At 55.6% G+C, this 23,033-nt stretch carries 22 protein-coding genes; 12 read left to right on the forward strand and 10 right to left on the reverse strand.

The features are described from left to right. Positions 1-176: 176 nt before the first annotated feature. Positions 177-851 carry an acyl-homoserine-lactone synthase gene (locus tag H7A77_RS15660; protein ID WP_042783396.1) on the forward strand — a complete coding sequence of 225 codons (675 nt, stop codon included), beginning with the start codon at positions 177-179 and terminating at the stop codon, positions 849-851. Here the strand turns inward: H7A77_RS15660 and H7A77_RS15665 are convergent. Both H7A77_RS15665 and H7A77_RS15670 read right to left on the reverse strand, forming a co-directional pair. Beyond that, complete coding sequence (locus H7A77_RS15665; protein ID WP_033652310.1) at positions 798-1,544, reverse strand: LuxR family transcriptional regulator; 747 nt, start codon at positions 1,542-1,544, stop codon at positions 798-800. The genes H7A77_RS15660 and H7A77_RS15665 overlap by 54 nt on opposite strands. A 592-nt stretch (positions 1,545-2,136) precedes the next feature. Further along, positions 2,137-4,125, reverse strand: coding sequence for an autotransporter domain-containing esterase (locus tag H7A77_RS15670; RefSeq protein WP_033645126.1), 1,989 nt, complete (start codon positions 4,123-4,125; stop codon positions 2,137-2,139). Between the two features lie 197 nt (positions 4,126-4,322). On the opposite strand from H7A77_RS15670, the gene H7A77_RS15675 reads away from it, so the two are divergent. The 8 genes from H7A77_RS15675 to ghrB all read left to right on the forward strand — a co-directional run bounded on the left by H7A77_RS15675 (position 4,323) and on the right by ghrB (position 11,758). Continuing rightward, complete coding sequence (locus H7A77_RS15675; protein ID WP_042783395.1) at positions 4,323-4,889, forward strand: DNA-3-methyladenine glycosylase I; 567 nt, start codon at positions 4,323-4,325, stop codon at positions 4,887-4,889. Next, complete coding sequence (locus H7A77_RS15680) at positions 4,886-5,338, forward strand: N-acetyltransferase (protein WP_033645128.1); 453 nt, start codon at positions 4,886-4,888, stop codon at positions 5,336-5,338. Before H7A77_RS15675 ends, H7A77_RS15680 begins: the two co-directional genes overlap by 4 nt. 248 nt (positions 5,339-5,586) lie before the next feature. Continuing rightward, complete coding sequence (locus H7A77_RS15685) at positions 5,587-6,249, forward strand: OmpA family lipoprotein (RefSeq protein WP_033645129.1); 663 nt, start codon at positions 5,587-5,589, stop codon at positions 6,247-6,249. Positions 6,250-6,373: 124 nt separating this feature from the next. Beyond that, positions 6,374-7,408 carry a LacI family DNA-binding transcriptional regulator gene (locus H7A77_RS15690; protein ID WP_182074392.1) on the forward strand — a complete coding sequence of 345 codons (1,035 nt, stop codon included), beginning with the start codon at positions 6,374-6,376 and terminating at the stop codon, positions 7,406-7,408. Positions 7,409-7,573: 165 nt separating this feature from the next. Further along, positions 7,574-8,326, forward strand: coding sequence for a sugar phosphate isomerase/epimerase (locus H7A77_RS15695; protein WP_182074393.1), 753 nt, complete (start codon positions 7,574-7,576; stop codon positions 8,324-8,326). A 7-nt stretch (positions 8,327-8,333) separates the two neighbouring features. Further along, entirely contained in the window at positions 8,334-9,299 is a 966-nt protein-coding gene (locus H7A77_RS15700; protein ID WP_182074408.1) for a sugar kinase, read from the forward strand. Between the two features lie 139 nt (positions 9,300-9,438). Next, positions 9,439-10,707: an MFS transporter gene (locus H7A77_RS15705; RefSeq protein ID WP_182074394.1), complete on the forward strand. Its 1,269-nt coding sequence runs from the start codon at positions 9,439-9,441 to the stop codon at positions 10,705-10,707. 73 nt (positions 10,708-10,780) lie between these two features. Further along, a complete protein-coding gene (ghrB, locus tag H7A77_RS15710) occupies positions 10,781-11,758 on the forward strand; it encodes a glyoxylate/hydroxypyruvate reductase GhrB (RefSeq protein WP_033645132.1) in 978 nt (325 codons plus the stop codon). Positions 11,759-11,825: 67 nt separating this feature from the next. Here the strand turns inward: ghrB and H7A77_RS15715 are convergent, their stop codons facing one another. The 5 genes from H7A77_RS15715 to H7A77_RS15735 form a co-directional block, all read right to left on the reverse strand. Further along, entirely contained in the window at positions 11,826-12,776 is a 951-nt protein-coding gene (locus H7A77_RS15715; protein WP_182074395.1) for a hypothetical protein, read from the reverse strand. Further along, a complete protein-coding gene (locus H7A77_RS15720) occupies positions 12,766-14,028 on the reverse strand; it encodes an ATP-grasp domain-containing protein (RefSeq protein ID WP_182074396.1) in 1,263 nt (420 codons plus the stop codon). The genes H7A77_RS15715 and H7A77_RS15720 overlap by 11 nt, the downstream gene beginning before the upstream one ends. 103 nt (positions 14,029-14,131) lie before the next feature. Further along, the gene (locus H7A77_RS15725; protein ID WP_182074397.1) at positions 14,132-15,070 is read right to left on the reverse strand and encodes a phosphotransferase; all 939 of its coding nucleotides are present in this window, start codon (positions 15,068-15,070) and stop codon (positions 14,132-14,134) included. 5 nt (positions 15,071-15,075) lie between these two features. Beyond that, the gene (locus H7A77_RS15730) at positions 15,076-16,215 is read right to left on the reverse strand and encodes a PLP-dependent aspartate aminotransferase family protein (protein WP_046687995.1); all 1,140 of its coding nucleotides are present in this window, start codon (positions 16,213-16,215) and stop codon (positions 15,076-15,078) included. Positions 16,216-16,294: 79 nt separating this feature from the next. Continuing rightward, the gene (locus tag H7A77_RS15735; RefSeq protein WP_033645137.1) at positions 16,295-17,074 is read right to left on the reverse strand and encodes a 2OG-Fe dioxygenase family protein; all 780 of its coding nucleotides are present in this window, start codon (positions 17,072-17,074) and stop codon (positions 16,295-16,297) included. Positions 17,075-18,088: 1,014 nt separating this feature from the next. On the opposite strand from H7A77_RS15735, the gene H7A77_RS15740 reads away from it, so the two are divergent. The 3 genes from H7A77_RS15740 to H7A77_RS15750 all read left to right on the forward strand — a co-directional run bounded on the left by H7A77_RS15740 (position 18,089) and on the right by H7A77_RS15750 (position 20,014). Beyond that, complete coding sequence (locus tag H7A77_RS15740; RefSeq protein ID WP_047025992.1) at positions 18,089-19,339, forward strand: valine--pyruvate transaminase; 1,251 nt, start codon at positions 18,089-18,091, stop codon at positions 19,337-19,339. 73 nt (positions 19,340-19,412) lie between these two features. Further along, the gene (locus H7A77_RS15745; protein ID WP_025304767.1) at positions 19,413-19,634 is read left to right on the forward strand and encodes a ribbon-helix-helix domain-containing protein; all 222 of its coding nucleotides are present in this window, start codon (positions 19,413-19,415) and stop codon (positions 19,632-19,634) included. Next, the gene (locus H7A77_RS15750) at positions 19,634-20,014 is read left to right on the forward strand and encodes a type II toxin-antitoxin system VapC family toxin (protein ID WP_025304766.1); all 381 of its coding nucleotides are present in this window, start codon (positions 19,634-19,636) and stop codon (positions 20,012-20,014) included. The genes H7A77_RS15745 and H7A77_RS15750 overlap by 1 nt, the downstream gene beginning before the upstream one ends. 10 nt (positions 20,015-20,024) lie before the next feature. Here the strand turns inward: H7A77_RS15750 and H7A77_RS15755 are convergent, their stop codons facing one another. From H7A77_RS15755 to ibpA, 3 genes are all read right to left on the reverse strand, one after another. Further along, a complete protein-coding gene (locus H7A77_RS15755) occupies positions 20,025-21,683 on the reverse strand; it encodes a putative transporter (protein WP_042783386.1) in 1,659 nt (552 codons plus the stop codon). A 167-nt stretch (positions 21,684-21,850) separates the two neighbouring features. After that, positions 21,851-22,279: a small heat shock chaperone IbpB gene (gene ibpB, locus H7A77_RS15760; RefSeq protein ID WP_004933922.1), complete on the reverse strand. Its 429-nt coding sequence runs from the start codon at positions 22,277-22,279 to the stop codon at positions 21,851-21,853. A gap of 106 nt (positions 22,280-22,385) precedes the next feature. Further along, on the reverse strand, positions 22,386-22,799 hold the full coding sequence (gene ibpA / locus H7A77_RS15765; RefSeq protein ID WP_004933919.1) for a small heat shock chaperone IbpA: 414 nt from the start codon (positions 22,797-22,799) through the stop codon (positions 22,386-22,388). Positions 22,800-23,033 lie beyond the last annotated feature (234 nt).

Genomic DNA, 23,033 nt, shown 5'->3' on the forward strand with positions numbered 1-23,033 from the left:
TTCAAATAAGTGAATGGAATGAAAAAAAACATAACTCAGTGTTATATATTTACTTTATTCTCACCAACGCGGCATCGACTGAAATTTACTTGCCATAGTGACTCTGGTAGTATAACAAGAACAAATAACAGCCGCAGCTAAAAAGCCATTTAAGTCGCTTAGGAAAAAGATTGAAAATGATAGAGCTCTTTGACGTAGACTATAATTTGCTGCCAGATAACAGATCGAAAGAACTATTCTCTTTAAGAAAAAAAACGTTTAAAGACCGTTTAGACTGGCTCGTTAATTGCGAAAATAACATGGAGTTTGACGAATACGACAACCGTCACGCCACCTATATTTTCGGTACCTACCAAGATCACGTCATTTGCAGCTTGCGATTTATCGAAACGAAATACCCAAACATGATCAGCGATGGCGTATTCGACAATTACTTTAACGATATAAAACTCCCCGAAGGGAATTACGTTGAAGCCAGCAGATTATTTATAGACAAGGCGCGCATTCAAGCACTTCAACTCCATCAAGCGCCAATTAGCACCATGCTTTTCCTGTCGATGATAAACTATGCAAGAAGCTGCGGCTACGAAGGCATATACGCCATTATCAGTCACCCGATGCGCATTATTTTCCAACGCTCCGGCTGGCATATCTCGGTGGTAAAAACCGGATGCTCCGAAAAGAATAAAAATATTTATCTGATCTATCTGCCGATAGACGATGCCAACCGGAACAGATTGCTGGCGCGCATCAACCAACACGCCACAAAGTGGGATAACCCGTTGGATTCCTGGCCATTATCCTTCCGAGTCAGCGAGAAGCGGCCGGATGAGCTGCAGCTCCACACCTAACCTGATGGCATGTTTGGCATTGGTGACGCCAAGCTTTTTGACGGCGTTGCCGATGTGATATTTTACGGTGGTGAGTTTTATTCCCAGGATAAGGGCAATTTCTTGATAGGATTTACCTAAGCTCGCCCAGTAGATGATCTCATTTTCACGCTTGGAGAAAAACTCTCGCTGGTTCATTTTTTCAAAGTCAGCAGGCGTGCTCATTTCCTGGTAGAGCGCAGTCATTTTGCCGTGCATGGTAATCAGCAGCATTTGAATTTCGGCCTTATTATTGTCAATCTGCTGTTCAACATCCGCATCACAATGCTTATCCAACATAATGGATAACACCACCAGATTATGATGATGATCGTGCAAGACGAAAGTATACCCATTAATAATATTGTAGTTCTTGGCCATATCAAAAATCTTTGGCAATTTTAATCCTGCGCCAATTTCCAAATCTTTATCCCAGGTAAACGGGGTGATTCTATGCGATGCGGTAATCAAAACGGGATCAATAAACTGATAGTTGTTTTTGATATAAAACTCGAACCACTCCGTTCTATTGGAAATGATTGAAAAGCTAGTCGGATTTCTTTTATTCATTATAGCATAGGCATATTTTATATTATTGTATTTGCTCAGCCCGCTTTCCAACTCTTCTTTTATAGAGGCATTAATGGTTTCATTATTGAAAAAAAAGTTAGACACTCACCAATCCTCTTCAAGAAATAACATCACTATAAAACTGAGAAGAGTATAACCCGGTTGCGCCGCCAAGTAAATTAAACCGACAGGCATAATAGGAAGCGTTAATAATCAACAGGCGTTTTAAAGAGTCAATTAAAATAATTTCGGAGGGGAAATTAATTTAATCGAGAAATAAGCGCGTCGCTGAAGAAGGGGCGGCAGAGGGCATTATCCGGCAAAGAAACACAAAGAAAACAAAATCATAACAACTCGGCATCATGACATGCATCTGACAAAAGCGTTCTGTCGCGTTGAAGATGAGAGGGGGCCAGACAGGCAGGCGAAAACGCCCCGCATCCGATGATGAAGGGAAAAAGCCATTGACAGTGAAGATTTGGATATACAATAATAACCAAAATTTTCCCTGGTGTTGGCCAAGTGGCTACCTGATCCTTTATAGGATCAGTTTTTTTTTGTAGCGCTGTATTTTATCGTTATGCAATAACGATAAGAACTTTCAGCGATAAATGATAGTTGTACTAAAGTACAGTCTCATCCGCCCACATCGCCTCGCCATCTCGCCGTCACAGGCTCCATCCTCTCCCGAGAGTTCTCAGAAGCGCGCGCTGACGCCGACGTTATACATAAACTGCTCGCCGCTGCTCAGGCCGCCGGTTTGCGAGACGGTGGCGAAGGCCGACACTCTGTCCGTCAACGGCATGTTGGCCCCCAGCGTGACATCCACCCAGTTTTTGTCCTGACCCGCACTGTCGCGAGTAAATGAGGTTTGCGTCGATTTCAGGCCGCCGCCGGCGCGGTAGACGTCATCGCCGAACTGATGCTGATAACTCACTTCCGCATAGGGGTTAAACACGCCGAATTGCGTATCCAACCGCCAGCCCAACGCGCCGATCTGCGAATGATAGGTTTGATCGTTGAAGCGCATGGCGGTGCTGTCATCACCGTCTTCGCTGTAGCCGGACACATGGCTGTAATCCCAGGCGAACTGCGCCACCGGCCCGGTGGTGAGGTAAGCAGCGATAGGGAAGTCATAGCCGGCGGTCACGCGCGCGCCCCACTGCTTGCCGGAGGTCGAACCGGTTTCGGTGCGCGTCAGCGGCCCCAACCGCATGCTGCGACGGATGTCGTCATAATCCATCGTCGCATAGTGCAGATCGGCATTGACCCACCCCTGCTCGAATATGGCCAGCGAACTGAAGGCCGACAGCAGCACCCCACGCGCCTTGTAGTCATAGCGGCTGGAAGGATGCTGATCGTCGTTGGAACCGGCGATCAACGCACCGATCAACCAGCTGTCGGTCAGCTGATAGTCCACGCCGACGGTCAGGTTGTGGGTGGTGGCGTTGCCATCCCCCGCCGCCCGGTTATCGGCATAGTCATAGTGTTGGCCTGCGTAGCCGCCGAACACGCCCAGCGAGCCCTGCGGATTGTCGCCGTTGCGCAGCTGCTGGAAACGGCTGTCGAGCGTGGCGCGGCTGTCACGCGCCATCGCCGCCGTCGCCTGATTCAGCGCCACCACCTGCGCCGGGCCATCCAACACCGCCTGGATATAATCCGCAATCAGCAGGTGCGCCTGCGGGCTGGGGTGGAAATGGTCGGAGAACAGATAGGACTGGCCGGCGTCGAAGCCAGGCATGTCGGAACGGCAAACCGCCGAGGAAACGCCCGCCGGACAAGCCATGCCGGCCGTGTTGGCGAAGCCGAACTGCGCCGGATTGGCGATCGCTTCGGCGAACAGCTTGTTCACGTCCACCCGCACGATATTGCCGCCCCCCTGCGCCAGCAAACGGTCTTCGCTTTGATTATAGAAATCGGTCAGCTGAGCGGCCTGCGCGCTCAGGCTGTCATACGCCGCCACAAGCTGGGCGGCGATCGCCTGCTGCACCTGAGGGATCGCGCTGCCCTGCTTCGCCGCGGCGGCCAACGCCGCGTGGATCGCCTGCGTGCGCGAAGCGTTGTCCGGGGTAGCCACCGAATTGAGCGTGGCATAGGCCGCCTGAATCGCCGCCCCCTGTACCGGCGGCAGCGCCTGCTGAATGATCAGCTCCATCAGCTGCGGCGTGGAGCCGATGTTCGGCACCGTCGGCACGATCACCGTGCCGGCGCCGGCGTTCAGCAGCGAATGCACCTGCGCGGCGGCGGCCGCGGCGCTGTTATAGGCCACGCCGGGCGCGGTAGCGGCGTTCAGCGCCGCCGCCGCCAAATCGTTACCGCCGATCCAGTGAATATACAAACCGTCGCCATCGGCCTGGCCGTTAACCCGATTCAGGTAGCGCTGCACCTGATCCTGAGTGTTGTCGACCGGGTTCAGGCCCGGCACCGCCACGGCGCCGCCGGCGGCGTAGTTTTCACCGCCGTTGTCCGAGGCCACCAGCGCCGCGCCGATGCGTTGCGCCAACGCTTCGTCGTACAGCAGGTGCTGACTGCCGTCATAGGTGAACCGGCCGTTGTTGCCGGTATCACTCAGGCTGTCGCCAAAGACGTAGAGTTGGTCATACGCCTGAACCGGAAGGGTCACACTGCAAAGTAACGCCACTGCAAGCGCCGCCGGGCGGGGCATGCATGTTATTTTTAGAGGCATGAATCGACTCCTGAGAGCCTGCAAATGAAGGCAATGTCGTTTTTATCGTTGGCCGGTTTTCCACCGGCCATGTAGTAACTATTGTCGGCTTTTTCGTCACGTCAAGCGGGGCTGCGGACAAAACAATCAGAGGCTTGCCAAGTTCGCCGCTTCGAGCGATGATTACTGTTCATAAATACAGCACAAGGACATTCAGGATGGCAGACGAACGTTGCGGTTGGGTGACGGCCGATCCGTTGTATCTCGAGTATCACGACAAGGAATGGGGCACGCCCACCACCGACGCGCGCGAGCTGTTTGAAATGCTGTGTCTGGAGGGACAACAGGCCGGTCTTTCCTGGATCACCGTGCTGAAAAAGCGCGAGAACTACCGCCGCGCCTTCCATGATTTCGATCCGCAGCGGGTCGCCGCCATGACCGAACAAGACGTGGAAAGGCTGCTGCAAGACAGCGGCATCATCCGTCACCGCGGCAAGATAGAAGCCATCATCACCAACGCCAAAGCCTATCTGGCGATGGAGGCGGCCGGCGAGAATTTCGTCACCTTCATATGGGACTTCGTCGGCGGCAGGCCGCAGCTCAACCGCTGGCAGGCGCTGAACCAGGTTCCGGCCAAAACCGAGCAGTCCGACGCCATGTCCAAGGCGTTGAAAAAGCGCGGCTTCAAGTTTATCGGCTCCACCATCTGTTACGCCTTCATGCAGGCCAGCGGGCTGGTGAACGATCATCTCACGGGGTGCATGTGCTACCCAAAGCCACGGTGATCCGCCCCTGTGGCCCGGCGGATATCGACCGGCTGATGGCGCTGTGGCTGCCCAGCACCATCGCCGCCCATCCGTTCGTGGCGGAAAAATACTGGCGTGAAAGCGCCGCACTGGTGCGGGAAAATTACCTGCCGCGCGCGCAGAGCTGGGCCTGCTGGCATGAAAACGAGATCGTCGGCTTTATCAGCGTGCTGGACGAACAGTTCATCGGCGCGCTGTTTGTCGATCGGGCGTATCACGGCCGCGGCGTAGCCCGGGCGCTGATGACGCACGTGCAGCAGCGCTACCGCCGGCTCAGCCTGGAGGTTTATCAGCAAAACCTGCGCGCCTGCGCGTTTTATCACAAGCACGGTTTTCAGGTGACGCAGCGCCTGTTTAACGACGAAACCCAGGCCTATACGCTGATCATGAACTGGCCGGCAATCGAGAATTCAACCGGTTACGGTTAAAAAAGGCGCATTCGCGCCCTGGCGGCGCGCAATTAGGAATCCGCTGCATGGCGCCGCCCGGCGTTTTGTCGCATAACTCCCCCAGCACTTACCCGCGCTCATCATTTGTCACGTTTTTCTCCGGAACTGCCGGCGAGCCAACGCGTCATAGTAGCGCGGTGATGCGGGCCCCACCTGCGTCGCCTACTTTTTTGCGCCCCCGTGTTGGGCCGGCGCGTACAGATATTGATGCCATTAAGGACAAGAACATGAAAAAACGCATTGCAATTATTGCCGGCGCAGTGAGCGTCGCGCTCACGCTGTCGGCCTGTACCACCAACCCTTACACCGGCGAATCCGAAGTCGGCAAGTCCGGCATCGGCGCGGGCCTCGGGGCCGCACTGGGCGCCGGCGTCGGCGTACTGTCCTCTTCCAAGAAAGATCGCGGCAAGGGCGCGCTGATCGGCGCGGCGGCCGGTGCGGCGCTCGGTGGCGGCGCTGGCTATTACATGGACGTGCAGGAAGCCAAACTGCGCGACAAGATGAAAGGCACCGGCGTCAGCGTCACCCGTCAGGGCGACAACATCGTGCTGAACATGCCGAACAACGTGACCTTCGACAGCAGCAGCGCCACGCTGAAACCGGCGGGTGCCAACACCCTGACCGGCGTCGCCATGGTGCTGAAAGAGTATCCGAAAACCGCAGTCAACGTCATCGGCTACACCGACAGCACCGGTTCCCGTTCGCTCAACATGAACCTGTCGCAGCAGCGCGCCGATGGCGTAGCCAGCGCGCTGATCACCCAGGGCGTGGCGGCGAACCGTATCCGCACCGCCGGTGCCGGCCCGGACAACCCGATCGCGTCCAACAGCACCGCGGAAGGCAAGGCGCAAAACCGCCGCGTCGAGATCACCCTCAGCCCGCTGCAATAATCCCGCGCGGGGCGCCACCGGCGCCCCGCCGCTTCCCTGCGATTTTCTCCTTATCCTTCAACATTCCCGCCCGCACGCCGGGTATGGTAGTCTCCTTGGCAATTAACCGCAGGAGGGATCGGCTGTGAGCACTGTCAAGGCAACGCGCGCCTCAGGACGCGCCACCATCAGCGATGTAGCGAGCATCGCCAAAACCGGCAAGACCAGCGTGTCACGCTATCTGAATGGTGAACAGCACCTGCTTTCCGACGATCTCAAACAGCGCATCGAACAGGCGATCCAGCAGCTCGACTACCGCCCAAGCCAGATGGCGCGCAGCCTGAAGGGCGGCCAAACGCGCCTGATCGGCCTGATCCTCGCCGATATCACCAACCCCTATTCGGTGGACGTGATGCGCGGCATCGAGGCCGCCTGCCGCCAACACGGCTTTACCCTGCTGGTGTGCAACACCAACAACGAAGTCAATCAGGAACAGCACTACCTGCAGCTGCTCAGCAGTTACCGGGTGGAAGGCATCGTGGTCAACGCGGTCGGCATGCGCGAGGAAGCGTTATCCACGCTGCAACAGTCGATGCTGCCGATGGTGCTGATCGACCGCAAAATCCCCGACTTCGCCTGCGACGTAGTCGGGCTGAACAACCGTGAAGCCGCCACCGTCGCCACCGAGCACCTGCTGCAACAAGGCTTCGAAGCGATCCTGTTCCTCAGCGAACCGCTCGGTACGGTCAATACCCGCCTGGAACGCCTGCACGCCTTCAGGCATACCATGGCGCAGTACCCTGCGCTGTTGGCGGAGCAGGCCGAAACGCCGCTCAACGATCGGCAAAAACTGGAACAGGTGCTGAGCGATTTCAGCGGCCGTCATCGCGGCATGCGCAAGGCGGTGATCTCCGCCAACGGCGCCCTGACGCTGCAGGTGGCGCGCGCCATGCGCCGGCTCGGCATCCAGTGGGGCAACGACATCGGCCTGCTGGGCTTCGACGAGCTGGAGTGGGCGGAACTGGCGGGCGTCGGCATCACCACGCTGAAACAACCCACCTACCAAATGGGGCACGCGGCGCTGGAGCGGCTGGTGCAGCGTATTCAGGGTCTGGCCGCCCCCAGCGGCGAGCAGATGTTCTCCGGCGAGCTGATCGTCCGCGGCTCCACCACCCGCTAACCCGCCTTCTCCGGGGCCTTAACCGCCCCGCCTTCATCGGCTGTTTTTTGCTCAGCTTCGTGATTGCGATCATATTTTTACACTCTGTCGCTTTCTACTGGAACCGGTTCCATTTAACGTACCGGTAACAGCAGCGGCGGCGACAATGCCGCCTCAGGAGTCAAAATGAAAACAGAAATCATCGTGGTCACCGGCGCCTACGGCGCCGATACCGTCAAACAACAGGGCGGCCAGCGCGCGCTGTTGCCCATCATCGCCGGCGCGGGCGCCGACGGGGTGGAGATCCGCCGCGAACTGTTCGCCGCCGGCGAACTGGACAGCCTGCCTGTGCTGGCCCAGGAGATAGAACGCCAGCAGCTGTTCGCCGTCTATTCCGCCCCTGAGGCGCTGTTCACTCCGCAACATACGCTGAATCCCAACCTGCCGGCGCTGCTGGCGGAAGCGCAGGCGCTGAACGCGCGCCAGCTGAAGCTCTCCCTCGGCCATTTCCGCCCCGGCTTCGATTTTACCGAGCTGAAAGTGGCGCTGGAGCAACATCCGGTCAAACTGGTGGTCGAGAACGACCAAACGCCGGACTGCGGCATTTTGTCGATGCTGAACGCCTTTTTCCATGCAGCGGAAGATAGCCACCTGCCGGTCAGCATGACCTTCGATATGGCCAACTGGCTGTGGGTGGGGCAAGACGCCTCCGCCGCCGCCGAGCGCCTGGCCCGCCACGTGGGTTACGTGCACGTCAAGGCCGCGACGCAAGGCCCGCGCGGCTGGCGCGCCATTGCGCTGGACGAGACCGACGGCAGCTGGCGCGATCTGCTGGCCCGCCTGCCGCACGATGCGCCGCGCGGCATCGAATTCCCGTTGCAGGGTGATGACCTGGAAGCCGTCACCCGCCATTACGTCAATATTTTGCGTGCGGAGTAACCCCATGATGACAACGTTAACGGCAACGACGGCGCACCAAGCGCCCCTGGATGTGGTCACGCTGGGTGAAGCCATGGCGATGTTCGTGGCGGCGCAGACCGGCGATTTGGCGGAGGTGGAAACCTTCACCAAACGCATCGCCGGCGCCGAACTGAACGTGGCGATCGGCCTGGCCCGTCTGGGCATGAACGTCGGCTGGGTCAGCCGCGTCGGCAACGACTCGTTTGGCCGCTTCACCCTGCAGCAGCTGAAAAAAGAAGGCATCAACTACCGGCAGGTGACGGTCGACGGCCACTATCCCACCGGTTTTCAGGTGAAATCCAAGACTATCGATGGTACCGATCCCAGCGTGGAATATTTCCGTAAAGGCTCGGCGGCCAGCCGCCTGTCAGTCGCCGATTTTAACCGCGAATATTTCGGTTCCGCGCGTCACCTGCACCTGAGCGGCGTGGCGGCGGCGCTGTCCGGCGAATCGCTGGCGCTGTGCCACCATGCGGCGCGCGAGATGCGCGCCATGGGCAAAACCATTTCGTTCGATCCCAATCTGCGCCCGGTGCTGTGGCCCAGCCGCGAGGTGATGATCGAGCAGCTGAACCAGCTGGCGTTCGCCGCCGACTGGGTGCTGCCGGGGTTGAAAGAGGGACAGATCCTCACCGGCCAGTCGACGCCGGAAGGCATCGCCGATTTCTATCTGGAGCGCGGCGTGCAGGCGGTGATCATCAAAACCGGCCCGGACGGCGCCTGGTTTAAAACCGCCGCCGGCGATAAAGCGGCGGTGGCCGCGGTCAAGGTCGACAACGTGGTGGATACCGTAGGGGCGGGTGACGGCTTTGCCGTCGGCACCCTCAGCGCCCTGCTGGAAGGCAAAACGCTGGTACAGGCGGTGCAACGTGGCAACAAAATCGGCTCGCTGGCGATCCAGGCCATCGGCGACAGCGAAGGCTTGCCGACCCGCGCGGCGCTGGCCGAATAACAATAAAAAAACGACTTCTCCCCATGACGTCAGCCTCTGGCCCTACAACCGGGACGCGTCGGGAGAGCATCTGCCCCTTCGTCTTTCATGCCCAACGGGCTGGGCGAAGGGGATGCAACACCACTGAAGGATACTGAACATGAACAAAGCGACTGTCGCGGCCAAACGCTGGTGGTACATCATGCCCATCGTGTTTATCACCTACAGCCTGGCCTATCTCGATCGCGCCAACTTCAGCTTCGCCTCCGCCGCCGGCATCAATGAGGATCTCGGCATCACCAAGGGCATGGCCTCGCTGCTGGGCGCGCTGTTTTTCCTCGGTTATTTCTTCTTCCAAATTCCCGGCGCCATCTACGCCGAGCGCCGCAGCGTCAAAAAACTGATCTTCTGGTGCCTGATCCTGTGGGGCGGCTGCGCCTCGCTGACCGGCGTGGTGAGCAATATCCCGATGCTGGCCGCCATCCGCTTTATCCTCGGCGTGGTGGAAGCGGCGGTGATGCCGGCAATGCTGATCTACATCAGCAACTGGTTCACCAAATCGGAGCGTTCACGCGCCAATACCTTCCTGATCCTCGGCAACCCGGTGACGGTGCTGTGGATGTCGGTGGTGTCCGGTTACCTGATCCACGCCTTCGGCTGGCGCGAAATGTTCATCATCGAGGGCATTCCGGCGGTCATCTGGGCGTTCTGCTGGTGGGTGCTGGCGAAAGACAAACCGGCGCAGGCTGGCTGGTTGAGCGCCGATGAGAAACAGGCGCTGCAACAGCAGCTGGACGAAGAACAGAAAGGCATCAAGGCCGTGCGCAACTACGGCGAAGCCTTCCGTTCGCGCAACGTGATCCTGCTGTGCGTGCAGTACTTCGCCTGGAGCATCGGCGTATACGGCTTCGTGCTGTGGCTGCCTTCCATCCTGCGCAGCGGCATGCAGATGGGCATGGTGGAAGCCGGCTGGCTGTCGGCGGTGCCTTACCTGGCGGCGACCATCGCCATGATCGTGGTCTCCTGGGCGTCGGACAAAATGCAAAACCGCAAGCTGTTTGTCTGGCCGCTGCTGCTGATCGGCGCGCTGGCGTTCTTCGGCTCTTACGCCGTCGGCACCAACCATTTCTGGATCTCTTACGGCCTGCTGGTGGTCGCCGGCGCCGCGATGTACGCCCCTTATGGGCCGTTCTTCGCCATCATTCCGGAAATGCTGCCGAAAAACGTCGCCGGCGGCGCCATGGCGCTGATCAACAGCATGGGCGCGCTGGGTTCGTTCTTCGGTTCCTGGTTCGTCTGTTACCTGAACGGCGCCACCGGCAGCCCGGCGGCTTCCTACATGTTTATGGCTATCGCACTGGTGGTGGCGGTGGTGTTGACGCTGATCGTCAAGCCCGCCCGCAACGAGATCCAGCCGCAGATGGCTTGATCCGGTTATACTTTTTCTCTGTCAATCAACCCGAGGGGGCGCCAGGCCCCCTTTGGCCCAGCTGGAGTTCGTGATGAAACCTTCTATCGTATTGTACAAAAGCCTGCCCGCCGACCTGCGTGAACGTCTGGAACAACACTTCACCGTACACGCGTTCAACGGCCTGCAGCCGGAGAACCGCGAGGAACTGCGCCAGGCGTTGCAGCAGGCCGAAGGGATCATCGGTTCCGGCGGCAAAATTGACGAAGCCTTCCTGCAGCAGGCGCCCAAACTGCGCGCGGCTTCGACCGTTTCCGTCGGCTACGACAACTTCGACGTCGAGGCGCTCAACGCCCATAACGTGCTGTTGATGCACACCCCGACGGTGCTGACCGAAACCGTCGCCGACACCATCATGAGTCTGGTGCTGGCGACGGCGCGCCGGGTGGTGGAAGTGGCGGAACGGGTCAAGGCCGGCGAATGGCGCGGCAGCATCGGGCCGGACTGGTTCGGCGTCGACGTGCACCACAAAACCATCGGCATCCTCGGCATGGGCCGCATCGGCCTGGCGCTGGCGCAGCGCGCGCACTTCGGCTTCGGCATGCCGGTGCTGTACAACGCCCGCCGCACGCACGAAGAGGCGGAGCAACGCTTCAACGCCCGCCGCTGCGATCTGGATACCCTGCTGGCCGAGTCGGATTTCGTTTGCATCACGCTGCCGCTGACCGAACAAACTTTCCATCTGATCGGCCGCGATCAGCTGGCGAAGATGAAGAAAAGCGGCATTCTGATCAACGCCGGCCGCGGGCCGGTGGTGGATGAGCAGGCGCTGATCGAAGCGCTGCAAAACGGCGTGATCCACGCCGCGGGGTTGGATGTGTTCGAGAAGGAACCGCTGCCGGCCGACTCGCCGCTGCTCAGCATGCCGAACGTGGTGGCGTTGCCGCACATCGGCTCCGCCACCCATGAAACGCGCTACGGCATGGCCGCCTGCGCGGTGGATAACTTGATCGCGGCATTGACCGGCACGGTGAAAGAAAACTGCGTCAACCCGCAGCTGTTGCAGAAATAACTTATCGAGGCCGGCGATCTGCGGATCGCCGGCCTCGCCGCTTTTTGCGGCTATCGACGGAGTATCTTCACTCCGTCAACCTCACGGGCTTCCCCCTTATCTTGCTGACGACAAATTTGCCCACGTCGTCATTGGCGATCAGCATGACCAGCAGCAGCATCACCAACACCGCCAGTTTCATATGGCTGTAGGCTATCGACGGGTCAAAAGCCTCCAGCAACAGCGTAATGCAGGGTGAAACATTCACAATAATGTTGGTGGTCAAGGCGCTGGTGAGTTCAATACCCTTTTGCAGCATCCATAGCGGCAATATATTCCCTAATATGACGATGATCGGCAGGTACATCCAGAAGCTGGATTGCGTTGTTGCCAATACGCCTTCGCTCGGCAACATCAGCGCGCAAACGCCAATGAGCAAGGGAAATCTGAACGACTGAATATTGACGGCGTTAAACGCTTGTTTGGACAATGATTTTGCAATATAGGTGCCGACAGCCATACAGGTTGAGGTGACGAGACACACTAAGCCAAGCGCCAGAACAAATAGGGTGTTTGAATCGAAGGGGTTAAAACGCTGCCCTTTCACGGCCAATATCATCAGAACGGCGACAATAAAAGCCAGCATCACGGCTATAACGATGTTTTTTGCACCCACCGAGTTTCGGTTATAAATCTCAATGAAAACAGAAATGATCGGACTCAGTCCAAAAAGCATGGCCACCAGAATGGAGGGCTCCGTCCATTTCAACCCAACGAAAAGCCCAACCCAAGCTCCCAGCGTAGAGATATTCAATAATAGAATTAATTTCCAGGCGTTGAGGCAAGCTCGCAGCTTGACGGGGAAAAACAGCACGGAGATCACAAAGAAACCGAGCCAGGTCAAGGTGAAAGTCCAAAACAATAATACGAACAGATCGATGCTCTGCAACAAACCTGAGAGAAAAACATCTATGGCCGCACCCAAGATGCAATATCCAAGAATGTACGTTGGGCCGGACGCCTTGATTTTAGTGTTCATAGACTTCAAACATGCCCTTACTTTCAAGGCCAACGATATATTGATAGTCGGCATTGAGCTGATCGGCGCAACGGTGGCTTAACGCAATCCAGCCCGGAGAGCTGTAAACGTCCGTCGTGAGTTTTATTTCCTGATCAACATCCGGCAGATTTGATTTCTTGTAGGAAGGCAAACCGGCAATGGTATCGACATGCTTAACGGCCTTGATAGTGCCAGCGCTAAAAGATATCAGCTCTTTAATTTTTAAATAGTTTAACGGTTTATATTCCTCTGCGACCGCTTCCAGGAATGCCTCGGTTGAACACACGCTCAGTACCAGTTCGTCAATCTGCGTGCGCTTCAACGCCAGGGATGACAACGCCGGAAAACCCGCGCCGTGCGGTCTGGCCCCGGTTTCAATTAGCGTCCAACCGTCTTTGGTTAAAAACAGTTCCGAGTGCGCTGCGCCAAACGTGATCCCTAAAGCATCCAGACAGCTAAAGATGTAATCTTTGAGCTGAGCGTGATTCTGCGCATCGAAGGAGGTCAGTTCGGTGAACTCACAGATGGAATCGGCCCCGTTGTAACTGCCCTTACCCATCTTCCATATCGCACAGATCTTGTGACGGCCTTGATAACTGACAGTATCGACGACGTACTCTTCCCCCTCAATAAAAGGCTGCAGAATAATGACTTCATTTTTTAAATTGAGCTGATTGCTTTTTTTGAACAAATCACCCGAATGAGCTTCAACTTCTTCAACCGTTTTGCAAACAAAAACGGAGTCCGTGCCTGCGCTGTCAACGGGTTTTAGGACCAGCTTCCGGTATTTTTTAAACAGCTCGGTCGCATATTGCGTAGCGTCTTTAAGGGTAGTTAACCGGTGCGTGGGGATATGATTGATCGCGCTATTTTTCAGGCACTCCTGCATCAGGTATTTATTCCTGCGAGAACGGCTCGTGCCGGTAGCGTTACCGGGCAGGTCCAGAAGCTCAGCCAGATGATCTGCGAGTTCAATGCCTGTTTCACAGCCTGCAATCACCGCGATAACATCATACTCTTGCAATTGATTGAGGATCTCATCCCCCGTATATTGCAAACTGATAAAGAAATCATCCCCTCTGTAGCTATTCAGCAGCTTCGCCGGGATATCTTCTCGACTTTGAATGTGCGCGCACCCGTATCCTTTTTTATTGAATTCCGGTGCCACATCATTTCCGGATGAGTAGGCGTCAACGAGGATGACGATTTTTTTCGTGTCTTTGATGTCCATGCAGCGGGTTACTCCGTACTATAATCAGGGCCGAATATTAACGTTCGATTGTCTTGGCGTCGAATTTACGCTCGACGCCCTTTTACTTTATGAAGGGAACGTGTCAGCAAATTTGTGAGAAGTCGGTGCGTTCAATACTTTTAGCCAGGTTTGTCATTTCGCGATATTTATCAGATTTATCACCACCCGGCTGATAGATTTTATACCGCCAATAACGCCAAAGAGATGTCAGGATGGCGGCGTATTCCGTATAGGTTTTCAACACCTTAATTTCGCGCGCTTCAAGCATTCTTACAGAATTATAACCCGCGATGATATGCTTCGCTTTTTCCGGCGACAGCGTCCCATTGATGCCGCAGGTGCCGACAATCGCCATGGCGATATCGAAAACGGAGTGATAAATACAGGTCAACTCAAAATCTATCATGCCGACGAACTGCTCGCCTTCAAACAGCATATTGTCGTAGAAAAGATCGGAATGGATGACAGAGGTAGGCAAGCCGCTGATGCGTTCTACGGCAAGATGCCTGAGTCTGTCTTTGGCCCAGCGCTCATAATCCTGATCGATATTGGCATCGAGGGCATCCATGAACTTTTTCTGCTCATAGAAGACTGAGTCTGTTAAGAAATTAGGGACGGGGATCGTATGCAGTTTCGCCATGGCAACGCCGAGCTGCCTGAGCATATGTTCGTTGAAATCCCGGCGGACGGCGCCATCCATATAGGTTCTTAATAGAGAGTGCTTGCCCCTTAATATAATTGAATAGCTTTCTTGCCCTTTGGGTTTGACCAGCAAGGAGGTCTCATAATCATGTGCTTCCAGCCATACCAGCGTCTTCGCCATGATCTCAACGTCATCACGGCTTTGCTCTTCAATAATGCTGAAAACACAGCGGCCGATATCCGTTTCGAGGCAGTAATTGGTATTGCCGGATCCCATCCCCAAGAAGGCGCTGCTTTTTACCGTCAGCCCATAAAGAGATTCTATGCGGTGAACTTCATCACTATTCAACGTTGAGCCTGTTTGCATTTCTAATTCCATATCATTCACTTGAGCGCTTGATGCAAATCTTCATACAAGTCATTAACGTCTTCGATGCCGACTGACATTCGTATTAATTGCCTCGTAATCCCTGATTTTTTCTGCTCCTGCTCGCTAAGACTTCTGAACGACGATGAGGCCTGATAAGGCGAGTTCAGCGTGGTCTCCAAATCCCCCAAACTGTTGGAAGGGACGATGAGATTTAACTTCTTCTGAAAACTTGTCGCGTCAAACCGCGGGGCGATTTCAAAGCTGACCATGCCGCCGAACCCCCGCATCTGTTCGCGGGCAACGCTATGATTATGATGACTCGGCAACCCCGGATAGAACACGTTCGTCACATTAGGGTGCTCATTTAAACGGCTGGCCAGTTCCATCGCGTTGCGGTTAATGGCATTCATTCGAATGGCCAACGTGCGCAAGCTTCGCTCAAGCAGATGACATGACTGCGCGTTCAGACACCCGCCAAAGTCATTCATATATTCGGCCATTGCAGCAATGGACTCTTCACTGCCGACAGCCACGCCGCCTGACACATCGCCGTGGCCACCCAAAAACTTGGTGGCGCTGTGCAATACCAAATCGACGCCATATTCCAGAGGGTTTTGGTTGATCGGCGTCGCCACGGTGTTATCAATAATGGTGAACACCCCCCGACTCTTGGCGAATCGGGTCAATAGCTCAATGTTCAGGATTTTAAGCAATGGATTAGTCGGTGTTTCGATATATATCATTCGCGTATTCGAATTGACTAATGCGATGATGCTCTCTACTTCACAACTCTCCGAAACGCTGTATGTGATGCCTAATTTTGCAAAATGATTCTGTACAAACTTGAGCGCACCTGAATACACGCCGTTTTGTAAAACAATATGGTCACCGGCTTTTAAATGCGAAAGCATCGCCGTCGCGAAAGCCGCCATACCGGAACTGAATACCAGAGCGGCCTCACCACCGCTTTCCAATGCACACATCTTCTCGGCAACGGCGCGCTGATTGGGTAAGTTACCATGTCTTGGATAGACATCTTCTGTCATATCAAGATGCTTGTGAGAACTCGCGGAGAATAGCGGAGAAAGAATGCCACCATGCATTTCGTCGATAATGGTCCCGCTGTGAACGGCAAGAGTTTCTTTTGCTAACACGGTTACTGCCTATTTTCGAGTATCAGGAAGTGGGGGGCATGCCTTGAATAAAGGATCCCCCCGTTCATGTGAGTCTTTATTACGATGGGTTATTTGGCACCGCGAACATCGGGGTGAAATCGATTAAAATGACATCGCGGAAGCCCACCTTACCGTGCCCATCCACATGAACCGGTTTCACCTGGTGCCAGACTAGATCATCAACGATGCCGATGGAGTCCAGCGGTTTGAGCATCGCCTCATTACACAGGATGTTCGTCTTGGTGTTATCTGTAATGATGTTCTCACCGCCAGAAACACCATCACGATTGATCAAATGTATCCAGGTGCAAGGCTCGCCATCCTTATGAAGTCGATTCGGTACGGAAATCCCCGGCGCATCAACCGTCGCTTTCATTCTGATGAAGTGAATGCCGACCTCCATGGGAATCGTGGAAGCATACTCATGTAACGGGGAGTTTTTAAAATCATGCAGGACAAGCGATGTGATCAGATTATTTGACAAAATTTCGTTTGGAACAGGCTGAAACTTCCTTGCCTCCTCAACGACTTCATCATTAAATCCGACATCTTGTTTGTAACTGTAGGCGTGTTCGGAAGATTGAGGAATCAAGAGATTAAAGCAAGGTAAAAGCACATATTTACTGTGCTGCCGATAGCGCCCCGCATTTTCGCCGTAGGGATCCAGAGCAAGCGTATCGAAATGCCGCTGAATAATACTTAAGTCTGATTTTTGCGCATCGGTAAGGTTAAAGTCATCCGAAGCCAATTTGCAATACCCTACATCTGTCATCATGGGGTATGCGCTCACACGGCACTCAAGTGTGTTCTCAAACTCTTTAATGTTACCACGAATCATCGTGCAATCTTCCTTTTTACTCTGATTGGAATAACGACATATTGATGTTCACCGCAATGCTCATGAACATTGAACAGCAAATGCTTCCCTGTTTTTCAAGTGAAGGAATTCATCTCACAAATAAAAGAGCTTGATTATTTATTATTTAAACTTCCTGCACGCTAAAAAGTGCGAAAGAGAATTTTATAAATTTCTTTTCCACTTATTTATCGAAACCAGACTTGCGCTGTTTTTCATTGCTACCTGACCTCATCTCACTTGTGCGCGGTGAGCGAAAGTCTACGCTGCATACGGGTTTTCAAATGACGCCAGGTGAATCGGCGCGAAACCTTTATCCTCCAACCCTACCCGCCTAATGGGCTGCGATGCCTGGCGATGCGCATCTGCCGGACACAGAGCGCCCTACCCTGGCGTTACGCCGCTGAATGCTATTTGCGGCTCCCTCGCGGGTAGTATGATTAGTGTTTTTTATACAAAATAGCCAATTTTCAGCAACGGCAACGTACATGCCCCATGCCGGCCAGCAGGAGACACCGCTCATCAAACCGATTACTCTGTAGAGAGACAGGGACGAAACTGGCAATCAACCCATGGTCAGGCAAGTAAAATCGCCTTGAAAGCCGTGCTTTTGGCATGGCTTCATCCACGCTACCGCACTACTCATCCCTTTCCGAGCATTAGTTTAGACAATCTTTATTGTTAAGCTAAATTTAACGGATGCGGAAGTTACTCGATATGGTTATAAATTGCCATGGTGTTAATGAAATGCAGCGAAAAAGTGTGATCTGGGTCGGGACCGCAAAACCTGTGCCAACCCTAAGATCGCGTGGCTGAAAGGTTGAGGCGATAATGACGTGGGCCGGCGAACGGTCATAATAATCCAGCGTAATATGCTGCTAATCGAACGCAGGGCAAAACTTGTGCCCACCGGTCGATTTGTCAGCCGCATTGCAGCGGGGTTTATCTGGCGGTATGGTGGGTGATTACCTGCTAAAAAACAGTACTGCTGCACCTATGACTTTCTCACTTTTCGGCGAAAAATTTACCCGTTATGCGGGCATTACCCGTTTGATGGACGACCTGAACGAAGGCCTGCGCACCCCCGGCGCCATCATGCTCGGCGGCGGCAACCCCGCACAGATCCCAGAGATGGAAGCGTATTTCAAACAGCTGTGCCAGGAGATGCTCGACCAGGGCAAACTGACCGAAGCGCTGTGCAACTACGACGGCCCGCAAGGCAAGGACGCGCTGCTGAAAGCGCTGGCCAATCTGTTGCGCGACGAGCTCGGCTGGGAGATCTCGCCACAGAATATTGCACTGACTAACGGCAGTCAGAGCGCGTTTTTCTACTTGTTCAACCTGTTCGCCGGCCGCTACGCCGACGGCTCGCGCCGCCGCGTGTTGTTCCCACTGGCGCCGGAATATATCGGCTATGCCGATGCCGGGCTGGATGAAGGGCTGTTCGTCTCCGCCAAACCGAACATCGAGCTGCTGCCGGACGGCCAGTTCAAGTATCACGTCGATTTCGAACATCTCACCATCGGCGATGACATCGGCATGATCTGCGTTTCACGGCCGACCAACCCGACCGGCAACGTGATCACCGACGAAGAGCTGATGAAGCTCGATCTGCTGGCGCAACAGCGCGATATTCCGCTGGTCATCGACAACGCCTACGGCGTGCCGTTCCCCGGCATTATCTTCAGCGACGCCACGCCGCTGTGGAACCCAAACACCATCCTGTGCATGAGCCTGTCCAAGCTCGGCCTGCCCGGCTCGCGCTGCGGCATCGTGATCGCCGACGAGAAGGTGATCACCGCGCTGACCAACATGAACGGCATCATCAGCCTGTCCCCAGGCAGCATGGGGCCGGCGATGGCGACGGAAATGATCGAGCGCGGCGATCTGCTGCGCCTGTCGAACGAGGTGATTCGCCCGTTTTACAAACAGCGCGTCGAGCACACCATCGAGATCATTCGCCGCTACCTGTCGCCGGAACGCTGCCTGATCCACAAACCGGAAGGGGCTATCTTCCTCTGGCTGTGGTTCAAGGATCTGCCGATCACCACCGAAGTGCTGTATCAGCGCCTGAAAAAGCGCGGCGTGCTGATGGTGCCCGGCCACTACTTCTTCCCGGGACTGGAGCATGAATGGCCACATACCCACCAGTGCATGCGCATGAACTACGTGCCCGATCCGGAGAAAATCGAGCGCGGCGTGGCTATTCTGGCGGAAGAGATCGAACGCGCACATCAGGAAGGCTAACGCCGACTGATTGAAAATCGACCGACAAAGATATACGATGCATATATCGTATATCTTTTTTGGAGGGCCAACGATGACTCGCATCGTGATCGATTTACCTGAAGAAGACCTGCGGCAGCTCGATAATCTGAAAAATATCCGCCACGTTCCCCGGGCCGAAATCATTCGTCAAGCAGTCTCCCGCTATCTGACGGAGAACCACGTGGAAGATCCCAGCAACGCTTTCGGGCTCTGGTCCGGGGCGATGGGAGATGGCGTGGAGTACGAAAATCGTCAGCGCGAGGAGTGGGAATAATGGTGGCTCAACGGGCGTTATTCGACACCAATATCCTGATCGATTATCTCAACGGCATTCCTCAAGCCAGGGACGTTCTGGTCGAGTATCACATCAATCCGGCCATCAGCGCCATCACCTGGATGGAAGTGATGGTAGGTGCTAAAAAACAGGGTCCGGCACTGGAGCTGAAAACACGTCAGTTTTTAGGGCAATTTCTGCTGCTGCCTATTACCGATGAAGTCGCCGAACGCGCCGTAGAACTGCGCCACTCACAACATGTGAAACTGCCAGACGCCATTATCTGGGCCACCGCGCAGGTGGGATTCCGGATGCTCATCTCCCGCAACCCCAAAGATTTCGGCACTGACAATGGCGTGTTGATGCCTTATCGGCTGTAGACGATCCGCACTACAACGTCCAGAACAGCACCGCCAGCAGCTGCGGCGACATGATGCGCAGGAACATCGCCAGCGGATATACGGTGGCGTAAGACAGCGCGGCAGCGCCGCTGGTGGGATGCAGGCCGTTGGCGAACGCCAGCGCCGGCGGATCGGTCATCGACCCCGCCAACATGCCGGACAGCGTCAGATAGTTCATCTTGCCCACCGTGCGCGCCAGAATGCCGACGCTCAGCAGCGGAATGGCGGTGATCAACGCGCCATAACCAATCCATGTCAGCCCCTCGCCATGCAGCAACGTATCGATAAAATTGCCGCCCGATTTCAAACCGACCACCGCCAGAAACAGCACGATGCCCAGTTCGCGCAGCGCCAGGTTGGCGCTCGGCGGCATAAACCAGTACAGCTTGCCGATACTGCCGATGCGCCCCAGGATCAGCGCCGCCACCAACGGCCCGCCGGCCAGCCCCAGCCGCAATGCCGCCGGGAAGCCGGGCACAAACAGCGGAATGGAGCCCAGCAGCACCCCGAGGCCGATGCCGATAAAGACCGGCAGCATCTGCACCTGCTGCAGCTTTTGTTGGGCGTTGCCGACGATTGCCGTCACCGCGTCGATGGCCTCCGGCCGGCCGACCAGGTTGAGAATATCGCCAAACTGCAGCGTCACGTTGCTGCCGGCCACCAGCTCCACGCCGGCGCGGTTGAGGCGTGAAATCACCACGTCATATTTCTGCTTCAGGTTCAGATCGCGGATTTTTTTCCCCAGCACCTGCTCGTTGGTCACCGCCGCCCTCACCACCTGCAGCGCAGTGCCGCGCGTGGACAGCGAAGCGTCGACCTCTTCGCCGATCACCAGCCGGGCGTTCTCCAGATCTTCGCGTTTGCCCACCAGGTGCAGATAGTCGCCGAGCTCCAGCCGCTCATGCGGCGCCGGCACCATCAACATCTCGCCGCGTTTGAGGCGCGAACAGACGATCGCTTCACCGTTGAGCAGCGGCACGCTTTTGATCGCCATGCCCTGCAGATTGGGGTTACGCACCGCCACGTTCATGGCGTGCAACAGCTCGCGCTGATTGCCCAGGCTGCTTTCAAACGCCTGCGCCTCGCGCTCGATGTTGATGCGAAAAACCAATCGGATCAGCCACATCACCAGCAGGATGCCGCAAATGCCGAACGGATAGGCCATGGCGTAACCCATGCCCATGCCGTCCACCAATGCCGGATCGGAACCGAGATCGGTCAGGATTTGCTGACCGGCGCCCAGCGCCGGCGTGTTGGTGACCGCGCCGGAGAACACGCCGAGGATGATCGGCAGCGGCACGTCGAACAGCTTGTGCACCGCCGCCGCCACTGCGCCGCCGGTCAGCACCAGCAGCACCGCGAAGGCGTTGAGCCGCAGACCGGAGACGCGCAGCGAAGAGAAGAAGCCGGGGCCAACCTGAATGCCGATGGTGTAAACGAACAGGATCAGGCCAAACTCCTGGATGAAGTGCAGCATGTCCCCGTTCAGGCTGATTTGCCCGCTCTGGGCGAAGTGGCCGACCAGGATGCCGCCGAACAGCACGCCGCCAATCCCCAGCCCGACACCGTACAACTTCCAGTTCCCCATCCACAGCCCAATGACGGCCGCCAACGCCAACATGCTGACGGTCAGGGCGATATCGCTCATAGGTCACATCCTTGCCAAAGTTGAATAGGGGATTTGCGGACATAGACACACAATTAACAAGGATTATGGCATCGGGCAGACGGGGGGACTGTGGCGTGCGCCACATAACGCAACGGGGGAGATCCGTCTGGATCTCCCCCGCATGATGATGACCGTTTTTCAGTCGGTTATTTGGCTTCCAGCTCCGGCGTCGCGCCGATGGCGATGCGCTGAGGCTGCAAGGCTTCCGGAACCTGACGCACCAGATCGATGTGCAACAGGCCATTTTCAAATTTGGCCTCGGACACCTGCAGGTGTTCCGCCAGAGTGAAGGTCAGCTGGAACTCTTTGCACACCAGCCCCTGATGCAGGTACTCGACCTGTTTTTCCGGCGGCGTGGGTTTACCGCTGACGGTCAGCCGCGGCCCTTCCACTTCGATATTCAGTTCGCTCTGCCGGAAACCGGCCAGCGCCAGAGAAATGCGGTAGTGATTGTCATCGCTTTTCTCGATGTTATACGGCGGGAACCCCTGGGGTTCCTGGCCCCCCATGGAACTGGCCAGTTTATCAAAACCAATCCATTGACGCAGAAGCGGGGATAGATCGTAATTACGCATAGGAACAACTCCTTTCATTAAGCGAGATGTGTTTATTCAGCCCCCTGACGGCAGGCGGATTATTACTGCATATTTGCCGACAGCGTTCCTGCCGGCGAAAACGGAATTATTTAATTTCGATACGGCGCGGTTTTAATGTTTCCGGCACGATGCGCTGCATATCGATATACAGCAGACCGTTTTCCAGTTTGGCGCCTTTAATTTGAATATGTTCGGCCAGCTGGAATTTACGCTCGAAATTACGCTCAGCGATGCCCTGATATAAATAGGTTTTTTCTGCCGGTTCGTTATTGTGCGCACCGCGCACGATCAGCAGATTATCTTGCGTGGTGATCTCCAGCTCCTGCTCGGCAAACCCGGCTACCGCAATGGCGATGCGATAATGATTTTCGTCCACCAGCTCGACATTATAAGGGGGATAACCGCCGTTGCCCTGGCTCTGGCCGGCCTCCAGCGCGTTGAACAGGCGATCGAAACCAATGGCGGAACGGTATAGCGGAGAAAGATCGAAATTACGCATAAAACAGCCTCCTAAGGCACTTCAGCGAGGTTGAAATAAATACGCCTTCCATTCTGGACAGGCTAATTAAGCCAGAATTTCCTTACGGCAAATTCTCAATCCGGCTCTGATGATAAAATGGGGGTTGATTTCATCAATTCAACGGGCGAGGATCAAAAAAAGCGCTTTTCGGTTAGGTGAAAGTTTTTTTACCACTTACACTAAAGTGAGAGAGCCGCCACAGAGCGGGATTTT

Origin of the sequence: Serratia sp. ME47, assembly GCF_903970925.1 — a bacterium.
Classification (GTDB): Bacteria; Pseudomonadota; Gammaproteobacteria; order Enterobacterales; family Enterobacteriaceae; genus Serratia; species Serratia ureilytica.

Coding starts and splice junctions, on each gene's coding strand:
- H7A77_RS15675 (WP_042783395.1), top strand. CDS start 4,323: ATGGCAGACGAACGTTGCGGTTGGGTGACGGCCGATCCGTTGTATCTC.
- H7A77_RS15685 (WP_033645129.1), top strand. CDS start 5,587: ATGAAAAAACGCATTGCAATTATTGCCGGCGCAGTGAGCGTCGCGCTC.
- H7A77_RS15705 (WP_182074394.1), top strand. CDS start 9,439: ATGAACAAAGCGACTGTCGCGGCCAAACGCTGGTGGTACATCATGCCC.
- H7A77_RS15670 (WP_033645126.1), bottom strand. CDS start 4,125: ATGCCTCTAAAAATAACATGCATGCCCCGCCCGGCGGCGCTTGCAGTG.
- H7A77_RS15700 (WP_182074408.1), top strand. CDS start 8,334: ATGACAACGTTAACGGCAACGACGGCGCACCAAGCGCCCCTGGATGTG.
- H7A77_RS15750 (WP_025304766.1), top strand. CDS start 19,634: ATGGTGGCTCAACGGGCGTTATTCGACACCAATATCCTGATCGATTAT.
- H7A77_RS15755 (WP_042783386.1), bottom strand. CDS start 21,683: ATGAGCGATATCGCCCTGACCGTCAGCATGTTGGCGTTGGCGGCCGTC.
- H7A77_RS15745 (WP_025304767.1), top strand. CDS start 19,413: ATGACTCGCATCGTGATCGATTTACCTGAAGAAGACCTGCGGCAGCTC.
- H7A77_RS15695 (WP_182074393.1), top strand. CDS start 7,574: ATGAAAACAGAAATCATCGTGGTCACCGGCGCCTACGGCGCCGATACC.
- ibpB (WP_004933922.1), bottom strand. CDS start 22,279: ATGCGTAATTACGATCTATCCCCGCTTCTGCGTCAATGGATTGGTTTT.
- ibpA (WP_004933919.1), bottom strand. CDS start 22,799: ATGCGTAATTTCGATCTTTCTCCGCTATACCGTTCCGCCATTGGTTTC.
- ghrB (WP_033645132.1), top strand. CDS start 10,781: ATGAAACCTTCTATCGTATTGTACAAAAGCCTGCCCGCCGACCTGCGT.
- H7A77_RS15740 (WP_047025992.1), top strand. CDS start 18,089: ATGACTTTCTCACTTTTCGGCGAAAAATTTACCCGTTATGCGGGCATT.
- H7A77_RS15715 (WP_182074395.1), bottom strand. CDS start 12,776: ATGAACACTAAAATCAAGGCGTCCGGCCCAACGTACATTCTTGGATAT.
- H7A77_RS15735 (WP_033645137.1), bottom strand. CDS start 17,074: ATGATTCGTGGTAACATTAAAGAGTTTGAGAACACACTTGAGTGCCGT.
- H7A77_RS15720 (WP_182074396.1), bottom strand. CDS start 14,028: ATGGACATCAAAGACACGAAAAAAATCGTCATCCTCGTTGACGCCTAC.
- H7A77_RS15660 (WP_042783396.1), top strand. CDS start 177: ATGATAGAGCTCTTTGACGTAGACTATAATTTGCTGCCAGATAACAGA.
- H7A77_RS15725 (WP_182074397.1), bottom strand. CDS start 15,070: ATGGAATTAGAAATGCAAACAGGCTCAACGTTGAATAGTGATGAAGTT.